The 16226-nt window shown below is 69.7% G+C and carries 17 protein-coding genes; 11 read left to right on the forward strand and 6 right to left on the reverse strand.

The features are described 5' to 3' along the window. The gene (locus tag A5678_RS21260) at window positions 1-1080 is read left to right on the forward strand and encodes a sugar phosphate nucleotidyltransferase (RefSeq protein ID WP_068046338.1); all 1080 of its coding nucleotides are present in this window, start codon (window positions 1-3) and stop codon (window positions 1078-1080) included. A 53-nt stretch (window positions 1081-1133) separates the two neighbouring features. Here A5678_RS21260 and A5678_RS21265 read toward each other — a convergent pair whose 3' ends face one another. The 4 genes from A5678_RS21265 to cofD are packed head-to-tail and all read right to left on the reverse strand — an operon-like array spanning window position 1134 to window position 5602. Further along, on the reverse strand, window positions 1134-1679 hold the full coding sequence (locus A5678_RS21265; RefSeq protein ID WP_068046396.1) for an NUDIX hydrolase: 546 nt from the start codon (window positions 1677-1679) through the stop codon (window positions 1134-1136). Further along, window positions 1676-3253: a class I SAM-dependent methyltransferase gene (locus tag A5678_RS21270; RefSeq protein WP_068046340.1), complete on the reverse strand. Its 1578-nt coding sequence runs from the start codon at window positions 3251-3253 to the stop codon at window positions 1676-1678. Before A5678_RS21270 ends, A5678_RS21265 begins: the two co-directional genes overlap by 4 nt. A 10-nt stretch (window positions 3254-3263) precedes the next feature. Beyond that, entirely contained in the window at window positions 3264-4604 is a 1341-nt protein-coding gene (locus A5678_RS21275) for a coenzyme F420-0:L-glutamate ligase (RefSeq protein WP_068046343.1), read from the reverse strand. Next, window positions 4601-5602, reverse strand: a complete 1002-nt coding sequence (gene cofD / locus A5678_RS21280) for a 2-phospho-L-lactate transferase (RefSeq protein ID WP_068046345.1) — start codon at window positions 5600-5602, stop codon at window positions 4601-4603. The genes A5678_RS21275 and cofD overlap by 4 nt, the downstream gene beginning before the upstream one ends. Window positions 5603-5954: 352 nt before the next feature. Between cofD and A5678_RS21285 the strand changes: the two genes are divergently transcribed. Next, window positions 5955-6293: a WhiB family transcriptional regulator gene (locus tag A5678_RS21285; protein WP_067950190.1), complete on the forward strand. Its 339-nt coding sequence runs from the start codon at window positions 5955-5957 to the stop codon at window positions 6291-6293. Between the two features lie 27 nt (window positions 6294-6320). Here the strand turns inward: A5678_RS21285 and A5678_RS21290 are convergent, their stop codons facing one another. Beyond that, a complete protein-coding gene (locus A5678_RS21290; protein WP_068046348.1) occupies window positions 6321-6743 on the reverse strand; it encodes a metallopeptidase family protein in 423 nt (140 codons plus the stop codon). A 172-nt stretch (window positions 6744-6915) separates the two neighbouring features. Here A5678_RS21290 and A5678_RS21295 point away from each other — a divergent pair, with 172 nt between their 5' ends. The 4 genes from A5678_RS21295 to manA all read left to right on the forward strand — a co-directional run bounded on the left by A5678_RS21295 (window position 6916) and on the right by manA (window position 11205). Next, window positions 6916-7353 (forward strand): DUF3499 domain-containing protein, encoded by a 438-nt coding sequence (locus A5678_RS21295; RefSeq protein ID WP_082945658.1) that lies wholly within the window; start codon window positions 6916-6918, stop codon window positions 7351-7353. 122 nt (window positions 7354-7475) lie between these two features. After that, window positions 7476-8873, forward strand: coding sequence for a phosphomannomutase/phosphoglucomutase (locus A5678_RS21300; RefSeq protein WP_068046354.1), 1398 nt, complete (start codon window positions 7476-7478; stop codon window positions 8871-8873). Then, window positions 8870-9970: a TobH protein gene (locus tag A5678_RS21305; protein ID WP_068046358.1), complete on the forward strand. Its 1101-nt coding sequence runs from the start codon at window positions 8870-8872 to the stop codon at window positions 9968-9970. Before A5678_RS21300 ends, A5678_RS21305 begins: the two co-directional genes overlap by 4 nt. 8 nt (window positions 9971-9978) lie before the next feature. Continuing rightward, on the forward strand, window positions 9979-11205 hold the full coding sequence (manA, locus tag A5678_RS21310) for a mannose-6-phosphate isomerase, class I (protein ID WP_068046361.1): 1227 nt from the start codon (window positions 9979-9981) through the stop codon (window positions 11203-11205). A 16-nt stretch (window positions 11206-11221) separates the two neighbouring features. Here the strand turns inward: manA and A5678_RS21315 are convergent, their stop codons facing one another. Further along, window positions 11222-12610 (reverse strand): NAD(P)/FAD-dependent oxidoreductase, encoded by a 1389-nt coding sequence (locus A5678_RS21315; RefSeq protein WP_156747020.1) that lies wholly within the window; start codon window positions 12608-12610, stop codon window positions 11222-11224. Window positions 12611-12709: 99 nt separating this feature from the next. On the opposite strand from A5678_RS21315, the gene A5678_RS21320 reads away from it, so the two are divergent. The 5 genes from A5678_RS21320 to A5678_RS26725 all read left to right on the forward strand — a co-directional run. Beyond that, on the forward strand, window positions 12710-14218 hold the full coding sequence (locus A5678_RS21320; RefSeq protein WP_068046368.1) for an APC family permease: 1509 nt from the start codon (window positions 12710-12712) through the stop codon (window positions 14216-14218). Between the two features lie 99 nt (window positions 14219-14317). After that, window positions 14318-15571 carry an alkane 1-monooxygenase gene (locus tag A5678_RS21325; protein WP_068046371.1) on the forward strand — a complete coding sequence of 418 codons (1254 nt, stop codon included), beginning with the start codon at window positions 14318-14320 and terminating at the stop codon, window positions 15569-15571. Continuing rightward, on the forward strand, window positions 15568-15792 hold the full coding sequence (locus A5678_RS21330) for a rubredoxin (protein ID WP_068046373.1): 225 nt from the start codon (window positions 15568-15570) through the stop codon (window positions 15790-15792). Before A5678_RS21325 ends, A5678_RS21330 begins: the two co-directional genes overlap by 4 nt. Beyond that, the gene (locus A5678_RS21335; protein WP_068046375.1) at window positions 15789-15971 is read left to right on the forward strand and encodes a rubredoxin; all 183 of its coding nucleotides are present in this window, start codon (window positions 15789-15791) and stop codon (window positions 15969-15971) included. The genes A5678_RS21330 and A5678_RS21335 overlap by 4 nt, the downstream gene beginning before the upstream one ends. 29 nt (window positions 15972-16000) lie before the next feature. After that, window positions 16001-16226, forward strand: a 226-nt coding sequence (locus A5678_RS26725; protein ID WP_156747021.1) for a TetR/AcrR family transcriptional regulator, incomplete at its 3' end; no start/stop codon positions are given.

Here is a 16226-nt window from a genome sequence, read left to right on the forward strand (position 1 = left end):
ATGGCTAACCCGCAAGTCGATGCCGTAATTCTGGTCGGCGGCAAGGGCACCCGGCTGCGGCCCCTGACGCTGTCGGCGCCCAAGCCGATGCTGCCCACCGCCGGGCTGCCGTTCTTGACCCACTTGCTGTCGAGGATCGCCGCGGCGGGCATCGAGCACGTCATCCTGAGCACCTCGTATCAGGCCGCGGTGTTCGAGGCGGAGTTCGGCGACGGGTCCAAGCTCGGCCTGCAGATGCAATACGTCACCGAGGACTCGCCGCTGGGAACCGGCGGCGGCATCGCCAACGTCGCCGGGCACCTGCGCCACGACACCGCGATGGTGTTCAACGGCGACGTGCTGTCCGGCGCCGACCTCAATCAGATGATCGACTTCCACCGGTCCCAGCGGGCGGACGTCACCCTGCACCTGGTGCGGGTGGGCGACCCGCGGGCCTTCGGGTGCGTCACGACCGACGAGAACGGCCGGGTCACGGCCTTCGTGGAGAAGACCCAGGACCCGCCGACCGACCAGATCAACGCCGGCTGCTACATCTTCGAGCGCGGCATCGTCGACCGCATCCCGCGGGGCCGCGAGGTGTCGGTCGAACGCGAGGTGTTCCCCGCCCTGCTCGCCGACCCGGACGTCAAGGTGTGCGGCTACGTCGACGCCACCTACTGGCGGGACATGGGCACGCCGGAAGACTTCGTGCGCGGGTCGGCGGACCTGGTCCGCGGGATCGCGCCGTCACCGGCCCTGCACGGGCACCGCGGCGAGCAGCTGGTGCACGACGGCGCGGCCGTGTCGCCGGGCGCGGTGCTGATCGGCGGCACAGTCGTCGGGCGGGGCGCCGAGATCGGCCCCGGCGTCCGGCTGGACGGGGCCGTGATCTTCGACGGCGTCAAGGTCGAGGCGGGCAGCGTGATCGAACGGTCCATCATCGGCTTCGGCGCGCGCATCGGCCCGCGGGCGTTGATCCGCGACGGCGTGATCGGCGACGGCGCCGACATCGGTGCTCGGTGCGAGCTGCTGCGCGGCGCCCGGGTGTGGCCCGGCGTTTCGATTCCCGACGGCGGCATCCGCTACTCGTCCGACGTCTAGCCTCTTCTCGCTCGAACGTCACGCCAGCGTGACGCTCGACGCCGGCGGTCACGCTAGCGTGACGCTCGACGCAACCCTTGCCCCACCAGATACGTCAAGGCGTGGTCGGTGTCGTCCGGCAACGCATCGACCGGCCACCACCGCAAGTCATCCGACTCGTCGCTGATCGCGATCTGCGCGCCGGCCGGGGCGCGCGCCACGAACTGCAGATCCAGGTGGCGGGTGGGCACGCCCAACGAGCAGGTGAGCGCGTGGACGTGCACGGCCGCCAGCCGGGGCTCGATGCGCAGACCTTCGACACCGGATTCCTCGGTGGCCTCGCGCAGCGCGGCGGCGACGATGTCGCCGTCGTTCTCGTCGCAGTGGCCGCCCAGCTGCACCCACCGGCCCACGCGGGGATGCAACGTCAGCAGCGCCCGGTCGCCGGTGTGGTCGAGCACCAGCGCCGAGGCGGTGACATGGCCCGGCACGCACTCGCGGCGACACGCGTCGGGACGGGCCAGCACGAAGGCCAGGACCGCCTGCCGCAACGAGTCCTGCGCCGGGTCGGGCGCCTCCCACTCGGACAGCAGCGAGATCGCCGACTCCCGGACGCTCACCGGGAACCCCGCCGTTTGCGGCGGTCCCGCAGCGCGACCCAGGCCGCGCGGCACTGCGCCACCACCTCGGGTCCCAACCCCAGCCCGTCGACCAGGACCCGCCGGTCGACGAGGTCGAGCGCCTTCTCGATCTCGTTGGCCTTCAACAGCAGATCGACGTCACGGGCGAGCTCGGGACCGGCGAGCTCCGGCGGGGGGACCGGCAGCTGCTCGGCTTCGCGCGGTTCCAGCTCCAAGATCCCCCCGCCGTAGCTGCGGCCGATGATCTCGGCGAAGGCGAACGTGACGCTGTTGTGGAACACCGCGGCCAGCCCGGTCGGGTCGACACCGGCCGCGAGCCGGACCCGGTGCACCGTGTCGGTGCTCGTCGCCGCGGCGGCGTTGACGGTCAGCCGCGGCGCCAGGTGGATCTGGCGGAGCATGAACAGGTCCGGAATCCACAGCGACGGCGTGCTCCACCACGGCTTGCGGATCGAGCACTTGAATCCCCGATCCACGCCGGCGGCCTCACCGGCGTCGATGTGCGCGAGCACGGCGGGCTCGACGGGTTCGCGCGGCGCGTCGAGCAGCCAGCCGCGGCGCCCGGCGGCGACATCGGTTGCCCGGCAGTCGGTGTCGTACACCAACCCGGACAACTGCGCGCTGCGCGAGACGAGCGGGACGCAGTGGGGCAGCAGCCCTAGTTCGCGGGCCTGCGCGTCGGTGAACGTGAAGAAGCTGTTGCGGCCCGTCACGATCCCCACGTCCACGGCGGCGACCGACCCGAGCCGGGTCAGCGCCGTCGACCCCTTGAGCGTTCGCAGCAGCCGGATCGCGGCCGGGTCCAGGAAGTACTTCGTCCACTTCTCGTTCTCGTGTAACAGCGCGGGCGCCCATTCGACGTTCAGATCCGCGTGCGCGAGCGCACCGGCGTCGGTGAGGTGGACCGTGCGGATCCGGCCCGGCCCCGGGCCGGCGACCCCGCAGAACAACACCACCTCCTGCAGGATGCCGTCGAACACCAATCGCTCGAACGTCACCAGCGTGATGTCACTGAACCGGCTCAACAGGAACTCGCGCAGCTGTGCGGCGTAGGTGACCTGAAGCAACTCGGCGGGCAGCACCAGGCCGACCCGGCCGCCGTCGCGCACCAGGATCGAGCTCGCCACCACGAAGGGGACCCAGGCGTTGGTCAGCCGGGTGGGCCGCAGTCCCTCGCGCCGCATCAGCTCCAGCGCGGGGTCGCGCTGCTCGGACGCCCAGTTGCCGAACCGGATGTAGGGCGGATTCCCCGCCACCCCGTCCCAGCCGCCGGGCCCGGCGGTGGCGAGCCAGGTGAACAGGTTCGCCGCGTCGACGGGCGCGAATTGCCGTGCCTTGGCGGCCTCGTCGGCGACGAGCTCGACGCCGTGCACCCGCCCGCCGAGGGCGGCCAGCTCGCGCAGGATCGCGCCGTCGCCGCAGGCGGGTTCCACGATGCGCGGTCCGGCGTCGCGCACCCAGCGGGCCAGGAACCGGGCCACCGGGGCCGGTGTGTAGTAGCCGCCGCGGGCCTTGTCGGCGGACGCCGCCGCCTTGCCCGCGAACGTTCTCATGAGGCCAGTATCACTTGCGGATCAACAAATCCCCGGCGTCCGCCGGGTCGCGGGGCCCGGCGGGTTCCTCGGGGTAGCCGATCGCGATGGCGCCCAACGGCTCCCAATCGGCCGGCAAATCGAGCTCGGCGCGCACCAGGTCGGCGGCGAAGATCGTCGAGCCGATCCAGCAGCTGCCCACCCCCCGCACGGCCAGCGCGACCAGCAGGGCCTGCACGGCCGCCCCGACCGCGACGGTGAACATGGTGTGCTCGGCATCGGTGCGGGCGGCGTCGGGATACGTGTGCGCGCCGTCGGGAACGAGCATCGGGACGACGACCTCGGGTGCGTCGTAGAGGATCTGGCCGCGGGCCACCCGCCGTTCTACCGAGTCGGCGGGCCGGCCGTCACCGGCGAGGTCCGACCGCCACTTGTCCTTCATGCGGTCCAGCAGCCGCAGCCGAACGTCGCGGGTCTGCAGCCAGACGAAGCGGACCGGCCGGGTGTGGTGCGGGGCAGGTGCGGTGAGCGCCTCGGCGACGGCGGCTTCGATCAGCTCGGGCGCGACCGGTTCGGCGCTGAACCGGCGCACCGACCGCCGCAACAGCTGCGCCTGCCGGCGCCCCATGTCGAGGGCCTCGGCGGTGCCCAGCCAGAACAGGTCCTCCTCGCCGGGCCGCAACAGTTGCCGGGCCGTCGAGCCGTCGTCGGCCACCTCGAGCCCGCGCACCACGGCGACCGGCATGTCGGTCAATTTGCCCTTCACTAGATCCGCCGCCGCCGCGACCTCGTCGGCCACCGCGATCTCGGTGACCACCAGCTCGTTGCCGTGGCGGTCGACGGCCCCCGAATAGCCGTGCAACACGGCCAGACCGGCCGACCCAACCGCCGCGTCGATCTGGCCGTTGCGCCACGCGCGGCCCATGGTGTCGGTGATGACCACGGCGACGTCGACGCCGAGCCGGTCCGCCAGCCCGGCGCGCAGGGCCGCGGCGCTGCCGTCCGGGTCGATCGGCAGCAGCGCCAGTTCGTCGCGGCCCACGTTGGACCCGTCCACGCCCGCGGCGGCCTGAATCAGGCCGATGCGGTTCTCGGTGATCAGGGTGCGGCCCTTGCGCGCCAGCACCCGCACCGCCTCGGCCTCGACCAGCTTGCGCCGGAGTTGGTCCCGCTCCTCGGCGTCTTGCGGCGCCGGCACCAGCCGGCCCTCGCACTTGGACACCACCTTGCTCGTCACCACCACGACGTCACCGTCGCGCAGCCAGGGTGCGGCCGCGGCCAGGGCCGCGCTCAGGTCGTCGCCGGGCCGGAACTCGGGGAGCCCGGCGACGGGCAGGATCTCGATCGCCGCGCCGGTGCCGTGTTCGGTCACGGCTTCACGCCGGCGAGGTCGAGCCCGGCGCTCACCATCTCGGCCGTCGCCTTCGGGTCGGTCATCAACAGCGGCGCAGCGGTCACCGCCACGCCCTCGATGTCGGCATGATCGCCCTCGTGCACCAGCCAGCAATCCAGGATCCCGGTGCCACCGCGCGCCCCGTAATGCCGGCCGACCGCTTCGGCGGTCGACTCCACCCCGATCACCGACAGGCAGGCATCGGCCATGCCGCGCAATGGTTTTCCACCGATGATGGGCGAGTAGCCGACGACCGGGGCGGTCGCCGAGCGCAACGCCGCCCGAATGCCGGGGACGGCCAGGATGGCGCCGACGCTCACCACCGGGTTGGACGGCGCCAGCAGGATGACGTCGGCTTCGGCGATGGCCGCTACAGCATCACTTGTGGCGGTGGCCTTTTCGGCGCCGACGAAAGCGAAGCTGTGGGTGGGCACGTCGGCGCGGTAGCGCACCCACCACTCCTGGAAGTGGATCGCGCGCCGGTTGCCGTCGGCCGGATCGGTAATCACCACGTGCGTCTCGCAGCGGTCGTCGCTCGCCGGCAGCAGTCGCGCGCCGGGTTGCCAGCGATCGCACAGCGCCGTGGTGATCTGCGAGAGCGGGTAGCCGGCGTTGAGCATCTGGGTGCGCACCAGGTGGGTGGCGATATCCCGGTCGCCGAGCCCGAACCAGTCCGGCTGCACGCCGTAGCGCGCCAATTCCTCTTTGGCGTGCCAGGTTTCGTCGCGGTGACCCCACCCGCGCTCCGGGTCTACCCCTCCACCTAAGGTGTACATGCAGGTGTCCAAATCCGGGCAGACCCGCAGTCCATGGATCCAGGCGTCGTCGCCGATGTTGACGATTGCATTAAGTTCGTGGTTGCCGGCTCCCGCGTCTGGGTGCTGTTGCGTTTCGAACTGTCCCAGCCCGAGCAACTGTTGAATCCCCAGCAGGAAGCGGGCGCCGCCAACCCCACCGACCAGAACGGTGACCTTCACGTGGACGACAGTACTGCCCGGCGACCGCGCGGTGGCGGGGCCGTTACGCGGCCTTTAAGCGTAGTCGCGCGCAGTGTGATCGACACGCCGAATGCGCAAAACAACGGAAACGCCGTAATTCGGTCACGAGATGGTATGGAAATGCGCCGTAATGCTTGACCCGGCAGATTAACCCGTGTCTAATCACAACAGTGTCATTTCCCGGTTGGCCGGCCGGTTCCGGTGTCGCAGACCGAGATTCGATCACTTGTTCGAATTGTCTGTACACATCAGAAAAGTGGGAACCACTCACTCTCCCAATCAAACTGAGGAGGCGGACGACCGTATGTCTTACGAACATCTTCGAGGAGTCATGGCGAGCACGCCGCACACCCCTATCGTCTCAGCGCCGGTCCGACCCGTTCGGCCGCACCTGACCGTGGTTCCTGATGCGCCAGTCGCATTCGAGCCCGAGCCGATGCCGGCGCCCGTCGCGGACCAGTGGCAGGACCGGGCGCTGTGCGCCCAAACCGATCCCGAGGCCTTCTTCCCGGAGAAGGGCGGCTCCACCCGGGAGGCCAAGAAGATCTGCCTGGGGTGCGAGGTGCGTCACGAGTGCCTGGAGTACGCCCTGGAGCACGACGAGCGCTTCGGCATTTGGGGCGGTCTCTCCGAGCGCGAGCGCCGGCGCCTCAAGCGCGGCATCATCTAGGGCGCCGAAGGCGCCTGCGCGTCAGGGTCATTCGTCGTCGATCGTTGGGTCGATGACCGACGGCTCCACATCGAGATAGATGGCGACCTGGGCCACCAAGATTTCGTGCAGTAAATCACCGAGCTCGACGGTGTCCTTGGCCCGTCGCTCAATCGGCTTGCGAAACAAGACAATTCGCGCTCGTGTGGCGTTGCCGCGGACGTCGACGCCGGCCGGGATTAAGCGCGCCAGCGGGATCGGCCCGTCGGCGATCACCTCCGGCGGCCACTGCACGCTGTCGGGATCCTTGGCCGCGATGCGGGGAATCTCGTCGACCGCCACGTCGAGGTCGGTCAAGCGGGCCTGCCATTGCCGCTCGATGGGTTCGTAGGCCTCCAGCACCGCCATGTCGAATCGCTCGGCCCGGCTGCGCCACCCGGGCACCGTCGGCGGCAGCAGCGGGCCGCGCACATCGCGGCCCCGTCGGGAGGACCGATGGGAAGCGAATCGGCCCGGGGACCGATCCCTCCGCGGAGAGCTGCGCGAATCGCCCACGCGCCGATGGTAACGGTTGCACATCGGGGGTCGGCCGGTTGCGCGTGTCCGGCGCTTCGACGGCGTTTCCGCACGATAGCCTTTCGGCGTGAACGTTCCCCGTCGCTGTTGCCGGCCCGGGTGCCCGCACTACGCCGTGGCGACCCTGACGTTCGTCTACTCGGACTCGACGGCAGTCGTCGGCCCGTTGGCGACCGCGCGGGAACCGCATTCCTGGGACCTGTGTGTCAACCATGCCGGCCGCATCACCGCGCCCCGCGGATGGGACCTGGTGCGCCATGCCGGACCCCTCCTTTCTGAGCCCGCCCACCCTGACGAGGACGACCTCGTCGCCCTGGCCGACGCGGTGCGCGAGCGTGGCGATCGCGGCGTGCCGTACGCCCCGGTGAACGGCTTCGCCGACCCGCACCTTCATCACGCCGGGTCGCAGGCGACCGCGCCCAGCAGTAGCGTGCTCGCGCCCCCCGAGCAACGGTCCGGCCGGCGCCGCGGGCATCTGCGGGTGTTGCCCGACCCCAGTGACTAGCCGTTCCTGCGTCGCGCGCATTCCCCGCGCACCGCTGCGGTCCGGAGTTTCCCGGGGGCCGATAGGCTGACGGCCAAGAGGCGAAAAAACGAAGCACTTTCAAGGCGTCAGGAGGCCCCGGCATGTCTCGGCTCGCCGCGACCGTGCACCGCGTCGTCAAGGCTTATGACGTACGCGGGCTGGTCGGCGAGGAGTTGGACGAGCCGCTGGTCACCGCTTTGGGGGCGGCCTTCGCCAAGATGATGCGCGGCGAGGGCGCCCGTCAGGTGGTGATCGGCCACGACATGCGCGACAGCTCGCCGACGCTGGCCGCGGCTTTCGCGTCCGGTGTGACCGGCCAGGGTTTGGACGTGGTGCGGATCGGCTTGTCGTCGACCGATCAGCTGTACTTCGCCTCCGGCTCGCTGGACTGCCCCGGCGCCATGTTCACCGCGAGCCACAACCCGGCGGCGTACAACGGCATCAAGCTGTGCCGGGCGGCCGCCAAGCCGGTCGGCGCCGACAGCGGACTGCGCACCATCGGCGAGGACGTGATCGCCGGGGTCGAGCGCTACGACGGACCGCCCGGAACCGTCACCGACCGCGACGTGCTGGACGACTACGGGACGTTCCTGCGTTCGCTGGTGAACACCTCCGGGTTGCGGCCCCTGCGGGTGGCCGTGGACGCGGGCAACGGCATGGCCGGCCTCACCGCGCCCGCGGTGCTCGGCGCGATCGACTCGATCACCTTGCTGCCCTTGTATTTCGAGCTCGACGGCTCGTTTCCCAATCACGAGGCCAACCCGCTCGATCCGGCCAACCTGGTCGACCTGCAGGCCTACGTCCGCGAGACCGGCGCCGATATCGGGTTGGCGTTCGACGGGGATGCCGACCGCTGCTTCGTCGTCGACGAACGCGGCCGCCCGGTGTCGCCTTCGACGGTGACCAGCCTGGTGGCCGCCCGCGAGCTGGGCCGCGAGATCGGCGCGACCATCATCCACAACGTGATCACGTCGCGGGCGGTGCCCGAGTTGGTAACCGAACGCGGCGGCACCCCGCTGCGCTCCCGCGTCGGACACTCCTATATCAAGGCGATGATGGCCGACACCGGCGCGATCTTCGGCGGCGAACACTCGGCGCACTATTACTTCCGCGACTTCTGGGGCGCGGACTCCGGAATGCTGGCCGCGCTGTACGTGCTGGCCGCCCTCGGCGAGCAGGTCCGGCCGCTGTCGGAGTTGACCGCCGACTACCAGCGCTACGAATCGTCCGGCGAGATCAACTTCACGGTGGCCGACGCCGAGCTGTGCACGGAGGAGGTGCTGAAGTCCTTCGGCAGCCGGATCCACTCCATCGACCACGTGGACGGGGTGACGGTCGACCTGGGCGACGGCAGCTGGTTCAACCTGCGCAGCTCCAACACCGAGCCGTTGCTGCGACTCAACGTGGAGGCGCGCAGCACCGAGGACGTCGACGCGGTGGTCGCCCAGATCAGCGCTCAGATCCGCGCGCAGTCGGCGCCCGCCGAGGCCGCGCCGTGAGCGCGGTCCGGGCGGTCGATCTGGAGGACACCGAGGGTCTGCTGGCCGCCGACCGGGACGGGCTGCTGCGCGCGGCGTCGTCGGCCGGCGCGCAGGCGCGCGCGGTTGCGGCCGCCGTCGACGAGGGCGCGCTGGAAGCCGTGCGGACCGACGACCGGCCGCGCAGCCTGATCTGGGTCGCCGGCCGCGGGACCGCTGAAACCGCCGGCGCGATGGTGGCCGCGACGGTGGGCGGTACGGCGTCGGAGCCGATCGTGCAGACCGCCGAGGTTCCGCCGTGGATCGGCCCGCTCGACGTGCTGATCGTCGCGGGCGACGATCCCGGCGATCCCGCGTTGGTCGCCGCCGCCGCGACCGGGGCGCGCCGCGGGGCGCGGGTTGTCGTCGTCGCGCCGTACGAGGGTCCGCTGCGGGATTCCACGGCCGGCCGGGCCGCGGTGCTGGCGCCCAGGCTGGCCATCCCCGACGAGTTCGGGCTGTGCCGGTACCTGGCCGCCGGCCTGGCCGTTGTGCAAATCGTGGACCAGCGACCGAGCATCGACCTGCGGGCGCTGGCCGACGAGCTGGACGCCGAGGCACTGCGCAACAGCGCGGGCCGCGAGCTGTTCACCAACCCGGCCAAGACAATTGCCGCGCGCATCGCCGACCGCCAGGTCGCGCTGGCCGGTGACTGCGCCGCGACGCTGGCCCTGGCCCGGCATGGCAGTTCGGTCCTGCTGCGGATCGCCCACCAGGTGGTGGGTGCCACCGGACTGTCGGACGCCGTCGTCGCGCTGCGCGCGGGGATCGCCGGTGGCTTCCCCGACCCCGCCGACGCGCTCTTTCACGACGAACAGATCGACGGGCCGCTGCCGCGGCGGCTGTTGGTGCTGGCGCTCACCCTGTCCGCCGAACAGTCGGTGGTGGCCGCCCGCACCGCCGGGCTCGACGACGTATACCTGCTCGCCGCCGAAGACGTGCCCGACGGGCCCGGCGGCTCGGCCGGCTCGACGGTCGCGCCGGCGTTGGGTGGCGCCATCAGCGCCGAGCAGCAACTGGCAGTATTGGCCGTTCGACTGGAGATGGCCGCGGTTTACGCGCGACTGGTGCGGGGATAGATAGAACAGTGGAACTGCTTCGCGGAGCCTTGAGGACCTACGCCTGGGGATCGCGTACCGCCATAGCGGAATTCACCGGGCGGACGGTCCCGGCCGCCCATCCGGAGGCCGAGCTCTGGTTCGGCGCGCATCCGGGCGACCCGGCCTGGCTGGAAACCGACGCAGGCACGGAGTCCTTGCTCGACGCGCTGGTCGCCGACCCGGAGGGGCAGCTCGGTCCGGGGGCGCGCGCCCGGTTCGGTGACGTGCTGCCGTTTCTGGTCAAGGTCCTCGCGGCCGACGAGCCGCTGTCCCTGCAGGCCCACCCGAGCGCGGCGCAGGCGGCCGAGGGCTACCTGCGTGAGGAGCGGCTGGGGATTCCGCTGTCCTCCCCGGTGCGCAACTACCGCGACACCTCGCACAAACCCGAGCTGCTGGTGGCGCTGCAGCCGTTCGAGGCGCTGGCCGGATTCCGGCCGGCCTCCCGCACCGTCGAGCTGCTGCGGGCCCTGGCCGTGTCCGACCTCGACCCCTACATCGAGTTGCTCAACGACCAGTCCGACGCCGACGGACTGCGCGCGCTGTTCACCACCTGGATCACCGCACCGCAGCCCGACATCGACGTGCTGGTGCCGGCCGTGCTGGACGGCGCCATCCAGTACATCAGTTCCGGCGCAACGGAATTCGCCGGCGAGGTCAAGACGGTGCTGGAGCTCGGGGAACGCTATCCGGGCGACGCCGGGGTGCTGGCGGCCCTGTTGCTGAACCGCATCACCCTGGCCCCGGGCGAGGCGATCTTCGTGTCGGCCGGCAGCCTGCACACCTACCTGCGGGGTTTCGCCGTCGAGGTCATGGCCAACTCCGACAACGTGTTACGGGGCGGCCTGACCCCCAAGCACGTCGACGTCCCCGAACTGCTGCGGGTGCTCGACTTCGCGCCGACCACCGAGGCGGAGGTGCGCGCCCCTGTCCACCGCGAGGGCTTCGGCCTGATCTACGAGACCCCGGCCGACGAGTTCGCGGTCGCGCTGCTGGAACTCGACGGCGATTACCTGGGCCACGAGGTCGACGCCTCGTGCAGCCACGAGGGTCCGCAGATCCTGCTGTGCACCGAGGGGTGCACGACGGTGCACGGCAAGTCCGGATCGCTGACGCTGCAGCGGGGGATGGCCGCCTGGGTGGCGGCCGACGACGCCCCGATCCGGCTGGTAGCGCGCGAGCCCACGAAGCTGTTCAGGGCGACCGTAGGGTTGTGAGGGCGCGCCGGCGGTCTTATAGTGGCGACCCGCATCGCCCGGCTTCGCCGCGCTCGCGATCGCCACGGGCGGCCTGACGGCGTTCGCCCAGCCACAACCGCAGGTTGTGCGCCACGGCGCGGCCGACGATTCGCGGCGGCGGAACCATATAAAGGCTGTCGAGCAGCGAGAAGCGGCGCAAAAACCATTCCGCCAGAACGGGATCGGTTTCTGCGGCCCCGAGGAATTGGTCGAACAGCGCCCCGGAGGGACGCCACCACCACGGGACGGGCCCCTTGGTGCCGGCGTGGTGGAAGGTGACGTCGCCGATGGCGTTCATCGTCCATACCGGAAACGTGGTCTTGGCCGTCGCCCGATTCAGTGCGGCGGCCACCTCGTCGTCCGGCAGCTGCAGGGCGCGCCGGAGGTGACCCGCCTGCAGCGAGGTCATCGTCATGCCCTGGCCGAAGGTGGGGTTGAAGCTGGCGACGGCGTCGCCGAAGGGAATGATGCCGGCGGGCAAGCGGTCCAGCTTGTCGTAGCGGCGCCACTTGCTGGCCGGGAAGGCATGGAATGCCGGCTCGCCGATCGGTTCGGCCTGCTTGAGCGCCGCGTTGACATGGGCCGGGACCAGCTCTTCGGCCAGGTCCAGCATCTCGGGGAAGGTCTGCGGCGGTTTGACGTTGGCCACCCCGAAGGTGGTCAGCACCCAGGTCCCGTCCTCGTAACACAGCATGCCCAGCCCGAGCGACTTGTCGTGCGAGGCCCCGGCGACCACCACCTTCTCGGCGATCAGGCCTTCGGGCATGCGGAACTGTTGGGTGGCGTAGTAGATGCCGATGTCGAGGAGGTCTTCCCGGGGGCGCTCATACCCCCACTGCGACAACCACACCGGCAGCCGGGTGCCCCGGCCCGCCGCGTCGACGACGAGGTCCGCGGCGACGAATTGCGCGTCCCCGCCGTCGGCGGGATCCAACACCACCCCGGTCACTCGCCGGCGCGCCGGATCGAACCGCGGTTCGGTCACCGAGCGGCGCACCATCGTGACGTTGTCCGTGTCCTGGACTCGTTTGCGCAACTGCCACTCCAGATGCGGGCGGCTGGGCACGTAGGCGGTGAATTCATCGCGCAGGGTGTGCGCCGTCCCGAGCACGTGACCCGCAGCGCCGAGGTGGATGCAATCGGGCCGGTTCTCCAGGATGGGCACGCCGGCCGCCACCATGTCTTTGAGCAGCCCGGGGAACAGGCTCTCGAACTCCATTGCGCCGCGGGCCATCAGCATGTGCAGGTGCCGGTCCTGCGGGACCGTCGCCCGGTTCGACGGTGTGCTCGGCAAGTCGTCGCGTTCGTAGACGGTGACGCGGGAATACGCGTCCGAGAGCACCCGCGCGGCGCACAGGCCGGCGATGCTGCCCCCGATGACCACCGCATGGTCCCTGGTGTTTGCTTTGGTGTCCGGCATCTCGGCAGAGTACCCAGTACTGTCACGGACCAATGGGTCCCCAGTGGATGGGAAGGGCGGCGGATGGCCAACCGATGGCGCATGAAGTCGGTCGAACAATCGATCGCCGACACCGACGAGCCTGACACCCGGCTACGCAAGGAACTGACCTGGTTCGACCTGGTCGTTTTCGGCGTCGCGGTGGTGATCGGCGCCGGGATTTTCACGGTGACCGCGTCGACGACCGGCGACATCACCGGCCCGGCGATCTGGATATCGTTCATCATCGCGGCGGTCACCTGCGCGCTGGCGGCGCTGTGTTACGCCGAGTTCGCCTCGACGCTGCCCGTCGCGGGCAGCGCCTACACCTTCTCGTATGCGACCTTCGGGGAGTTCCTGGCCTGGATCATCGGCTGGAACCTGCTGCTGGAGCTGGCGATCGGCGCGGCGGTCGTCGCCAAGGGTTGGTCGAGCTACCTGGGTAACGTGTTCGGATTCGCCGGCGGCACAACCAGCTTCGGGTCTTTCAATCTGGACTGGGGTGCCCTGCTGATCGTCGGGGGGGTGGCCACCCTGATCGCCCTGGGCACCAAACTGTCGTCGAGGTTTTCCGCCATCATCACCGGCATCAAGGTGTCGGTGGTGCTATTGGTCGTCGTGGTCGGCGCCTTCTACATCAAGGCCGCCAATTTTTCGCCGTTCATTCCCAAGCCCGAAGCCGGGCACGAGGCCTCGGGCTTCAACCAGTCGGTGCTGTCGCTGCTGACCGGGGCGCACAGCAGCCACTACGGCTGGTACGGCGTGCTGGCGGGCGCATCGATCGTGTTCTTCGCGTTCATCGGGTTCGACATCGTCGCCACCATGGCCGAGGAGACCAAGCGGCCCCAGCGCGACGTGCCGCGGGGAATCCTGGCTTCGCTGGCGATCGTGACCGTGCTCTACGTGGCCGTCTCGGTGGTGCTGTCCGGGATGGTTTCCTACACCCAGCTCAAGACCGTTCCCGGCCACAAGCCGGCCAACCTGGCCACGGCGTTCGCGGAGAACGGAATCCACTGGGCCAGCAAGGTCATCGCCATCGGGGCGCTGGCCGGGTTGACCACGGTGGTGATGGTGTTGATGCTCGGCCAGTGCCGCGTGCTGTTCGCGATGGCGCGCGACGGGTTGTTGCCGCGGCGGCTGGCGAAGACCGGCTCGCACGGCACCCCGGTCCGGATCACCGTGCTGGTCGCGCTGGTGGTGGCCGCGACGGCGTCGGTGTTCCCGATCGCCAAGCTCGAGGAGATGGTCAACGTCGGCACGCTGTTCGCGTTCGTCCTGGTCTCGGCCGGCGTCATGGTGCTGCGCCGTACCCGGCCCGACCTCGAGCGCGGTTTCCGGGCCCCCTGGGTGCCGGTGCTGCCGATCGCGTCGATCTGCGCGTGCGTGTGGCTGATGGTCAACCTCACCGCGCTGACCTGGGTGCGGTTCGGCGTCTGGCTGGTGGTGGGAACCGCGATCTACGCCGGCTACGGATACAGCCACTCGGTCCAGGGCCGCCGCGCGGCGGAGGAGCTGGAAGCCCCCGCGCGGGCCGAACCGGACGCCGTGCCCTAACGATAGCTTTACAAAATGACGCCTGGTGTCTAGACACGAGACGTATATACCGATATTGTCAATCTCCAACGTGGTGTGACTCACAAGGAGGTTTGGCATATGACCACACTGGAACCGCAGGTAGGCACCGAAGCGGTGGAGCCGCCGGTCTGGCGTGACAAGAAGCGCCGGCTCTGGCTGATGGGGCTGATCGCGCCCACGGCGTTGTTCGTGATGCTGCCGATTGTCTGGGGGCTTAACCAGCTCGGCTGGCACGCCGCCGCGCTGGCGCCGCTGTGGATCGGTCCGATCCTGGTCTACGTTTTGCTGCCGATCCTGGACCTGCGGTTCGGGCCCGACGGGCAGAATCCGCCCGACGAGGTGATGGAGCAGCTGGAGAACGACAAGTACTACCGCTACTGCACCTACATCTTCATCCCGTTCCAGTACCTCAGCGTGGTCTTCGGCGCCTACCTGTTCACCGCCTCGAACCTGAGCTGGCTCGGCTTTGACGGCGCGCTGGGCTGGGCGGGCAAGCTGGGCGTGGCGCTGTCGGTCGGCGTGCTCGGCGGCGTTGGCATCAACACCGCCCACGAGATGGGCCACAAGAAGGACTCGCTGGAGCGGTGGCTGTCCAAGATCACCCTGGCGCAGACCTGCTACGGCCACTTCTACATCGAGCACAATCGCGGCCACCACGTCCGGGTGTCCACGCCGGAAGACCCGGCGTCGGCCCGCTTCGGGGAGACCTTCTGGGAGTTCTTGCCGCGCAGCGTCTTCGGCAGCCTGCGCTCGTCGCTGCGGCTGGAGGCCCAGCGCCTGCGCCGGCAGGGCAAGAACCCGTGGAACCCGGCGACGTATCTGTCCAATGACGTCCTCAACGCCTGGCTGCTGTCGATCGTGTTGTGGGGGGCGCTGATCGCGGTCTTCGGGCCGGCGCTCGTCGCGTTCGTGATCATCCAGGCCGTCTTCGGCTTCAGCCTGCTCGAGTCCGTCAACTACCTGGAGCACTACGGGTTGCTGCGGCAGAAGCTCGACTCGCCTTCCGGGAAAGCCCGCTACGAGCGCTGCGCGCCGGTGCACAGCTGGAACTCCGACCACGTCGTCACCAACCTGTTCCTGTACCACCTGCAGCGGCACAGCGATCACCACGCCAACCCGACGCGCCGCTACCAGACGCTGCGCAGCATGGAGGGTGCGCCCAACCTGCCGAGCGGGTACGCGTCGATGATCTCGCTGACCTACATCCCGCCGCTGTGGCGCAAGGTGATGGACCACCGGGTGCTGGCGCACTACGACGGCGACATCACCAAGGTCAACATCCACCCGCGGATGCGCGACAAGGTGCTGGCACGCTACGGGGTGCCCGCATGATCGCCTACCGCTGCCCGGGTTGCGACTACATCTACGACGAAGCGAAAGGCGCCCCGCGGGAAGGCTTTCCCGCGGGGACGCCCTTCAGCGACATCCCCGACGACTGGTGCTGCCCCGATTGCGCGGTCCGCGAGAAGGCCGACTTCGAAACGACGTCCGGCGACGATGCAGAGCGCAGCGATGAGGAGGAGCCGGACAATTGGATAGGAGTGAATCAGTGAGCGACTACAAACTCTTCATCTGCGTGCAGTGCGGGTTCGAGTACGACGAGGCCAAGGGCTGGCCGGAAGACGGCATCGCGCCCGGGACCCGCTGGGACGACATCCCGGAGGACTGGAGCTGCCCGGATTGCGGCGCCGCGAAGTCGGACTTCGAAATGGTGGAGATCGCCCGTTCGTGATCGCCACGAACATGATTTAAGGAACCGAAATCCTCGCGAAAGCAGCTATTGTCGCGCCTGTGAAGCGGATGCCGTATCCCGAGGCGTCGCGCGTTCTGCTGCGCGACTCGGTGCTGGACGCCATGCGCGAGCTGCTGGGCAGCCGGGACTGGTCCGCCATCACGCTGTCGGACGTGGCCCGCGCGGCGGGCATCAGCCGGCAGACCATCTACAACGAGTTCGGTTCGCGGCAGGGCCTGGCGCAGGGCGTAACCC

Origin of the sequence: Mycobacterium sp. E2733, assembly GCF_001667585.1 — a bacterium.
In the GTDB taxonomy this organism is placed as follows: domain Bacteria; phylum Actinomycetota; class Actinomycetes; order Mycobacteriales; family Mycobacteriaceae; genus Mycobacterium.

Coding starts and splice junctions, on each gene's coding strand:
- A5678_RS21330 (WP_068046373.1), top strand. CDS start 15,568: ATGATCGCCTACCGCTGCCCGGGTTGCGACTACATCTACGACGAAGCG.
- A5678_RS21270 (WP_068046340.1), bottom strand. CDS start 3,253: ATGAGAACGTTCGCGGGCAAGGCGGCGGCGTCCGCCGACAAGGCCCGC.
- A5678_RS21260 (WP_068046338.1), top strand. CDS start 1: ATGGCTAACCCGCAAGTCGATGCCGTAATTCTGGTCGGCGGCAAGGGC.
- A5678_RS21325 (WP_068046371.1), top strand. CDS start 14,318: ATGACCACACTGGAACCGCAGGTAGGCACCGAAGCGGTGGAGCCGCCG.
- A5678_RS21300 (WP_068046354.1), top strand. CDS start 7,476: ATGTCTCGGCTCGCCGCGACCGTGCACCGCGTCGTCAAGGCTTATGAC.
- A5678_RS21285 (WP_067950190.1), top strand. CDS start 5,955: ATGGCGAGCACGCCGCACACCCCTATCGTCTCAGCGCCGGTCCGACCC.
- A5678_RS21320 (WP_068046368.1), top strand. CDS start 12,710: ATGGCCAACCGATGGCGCATGAAGTCGGTCGAACAATCGATCGCCGAC.